Origin of the sequence: Clostridium chromiireducens (genome assembly GCF_002029255.1) — a bacterium.
GTDB classification, from domain to species: domain Bacteria; phylum Bacillota; class Clostridia; order Clostridiales; family Clostridiaceae; genus Clostridium; species Clostridium chromiireducens.
On record NZ_MZGT01000161.1, the window covers coordinates 1 to 2560 of the forward strand.

The window sequence follows — 2560 nt, forward strand, 5'->3', positions numbered from 1 at the left end:
TATTGGTCAAGCCCTCGACCTATTAGTATCAGTCAGCTAAATATGTTACCATACTTACACCTCTGACCTATCAACCTTGTAGTCTTCAAGGGGTCTTACTAGCTTACGCTATGGGAAATCTAATCTTGAGGTGGGCTTCACACTTAGATGCTTTCAGCGTTTATCCCTTCCCGACTTAGCTACCCAGCTATGCTTCTGGCGAAACAACTGGTACACCATAGGTCAGTCCATCCCGGTCCTCTCGTACTAAGGACAGCTCCTCTCAAATTTCCTACGCCCGCGACGGATAGGGACCGAACTGTCTCACGACGTTCTGAACCCAGCTCGCGTGCCGCTTTAATGGGCGAACAGCCCAACCCTTGGGACCTACTTCAGCCCCAGGATGCGACGAGCCGACATCGAGGTGCCAAACCTCCCCGTCGATGTGAACTCTTGGGGGAGATCAGCCTGTTATCCCCGAGGTAGCTTTTATCCGTTGAGCGATGGCCCTCCCACGAGGTACCACCGGATCACTAAGCCCGACTTTCGTCCCTGCTCCACTTGTAGGTGTCGCAGTCAGGCTCCCTTCTGCCTTTGCACTCTTCGAACGATTTCCGACCGTTCTGAGGGAACCTTTGGGCGCCTCCGTTACATTTTAGGAGGCGACCGCCCCAGTCAAACTGCCCACCTAACAATGTCCTGTCACCAGTTTCATGGCATCCAGTTAGAACTTCAATACTATCAGGGTGGTATCCCAACAACGACTCCACTAAGGCTGACGCCCTAGTTTCCCAGTCTCCCACCTATCCTGTACAGACAATACCGAAATTCAATGCTAAGCTACAGTAAAGCTCTACGGGGTCTTTCCGTCCAATCGCGGGTAGCGAGCATCTTCACTCGCACTACAACTTCGCCGGATTTGCAGTTGAGACAGTGCACAAGTCATTACGCCATTCGTGCGGGTCAGAACTTACCTGACAAGGAATTTCGCTACCTTAGGACCGTTATAGTTACGGCCGCCGTTTACTGGGGCTTAAGTTCACACCTTCGCGTTACCACTAAGTGTTCCCCTTAACCTTCCAGCACCGGGCAGGCGTCAGCCCCTATACATCAGCTTTCGCTTTAGCAGAGACCTGTGTTTTTGTTAAACAGTTGCTTGTGCCTATTCTCTGCGGCCTGATTTCTCAGGCACCCCTTCTCCCGAAGTTACGGGGTCAATTTGCCTAGTTCCTTAACTGCAATTCTTCCGTCGGCCTTAGGATTCTCTCCTCATCTACCTGTGTCGGTTTGCGGTACGGGCACTACTTCTCTCTCTAGATGCTTTTCTTGGAAGCATGAAATCAGATACTTCGGTTCCGTAGAACCTTCCCCATCACGCCTCAGAATTGCCAGAGCGGATTTGCCTACTCTGACTCCCTTAACGCTTAGACCAGCATCCAATAGCTGGCACATCCTATCCTTCTCCGTCACACCATCGATAATAACGATTATAGTGGTATTGGAATATCAACCAATTGTCCATCGACTACGCCTTTCGGCCTCGCCTTAGGTCCCGACTAACCCTGAGAAGACAAACTTTACTCAGGAAACCTTAGATATTCGGCCTGTAGGATTCTCGCCTACATCTCGCTACTAATGCCAACATTCTCACTCGTAATCAGTCCACCGCTCCTTACGGTACGACTTCAGCCCGATTACGACGCTCCTCTACCGCTCACAATAAATTGTGAACCCGTAGCTTCGGTGGTAAGTTTGAGCCCCGGACATTTTCGGCGCAGGATCTCTTGACTAGTGAGCTATTACGCACTCTTTTAATGAGTGGCTGCTTCTAAGCCAACATCCTAGTTGTCTTAGAAATCCCACATCCTTTTCCACTTAACTTACACTTTGGGACCTTAGCTGACGATCTGGGCTGTTTCCCTTTTGACCATGGAACTTATCTTTCACAGTCTGACTGCCGGACTGATAGTATATGGCATTCGGAGTTTGATAAGGTTCGGTAAGCGCTATGCCCCCTAGCCTATTCAGTGCTCTACCTCCACTACTCACATTTTCCGACGCTAGCCCTAAAGCTATTTCGAGGAGAACCAGCTATATCCGAGTTCGATTGGAATTTCTCCGCTATCCACAGCTCATCCCATGCTTTTTCAACAGCAACGTGGTTCGGTCCTCCACGAGGTTTTACCCTCGCTTCAACCTGGCCATGGATAGGTCACCCGGTTTCGGGTCTACAGCATGCAACTAGTCGCCCTATTAAGACTCGGTTTCCCTTCGGCTCCGTACCTTAAGTACTTAACCTTGCTACATACCGTAACTCGTTGGCTCGTTCTACAAAAAGCACATCATCACACACATAAGGTGCTTTGATCGGTTGTAGGCACATGGTTTCAGGTTCTATTTCACTCCCCTCCCGGGGTTCTTTTCACCTTTCCCTCACGGTACTGCTTCACTATCGGTCATCAGGTAGTATTTAGCCTTGGGAGGTGGTCCTCCCTGCTTCCCACAAGGTTTCACGTGTCTCGTGGTACTCTGGTGCAGAACTGATTATCATAGTTTTCACTTACGGGACTATTACCCCCTA

1 rRNA gene is annotated in these 2560 nt (G+C 50.0%); it reads right to left on the reverse strand.

The window, feature by feature from the left end:
- Window positions 1–2 precede the first annotated feature (2 nt).
- A 23S ribosomal RNA gene (locus CLCHR_RS24110) occupies window positions 3–2560 on the reverse strand; the annotation flags it as partial.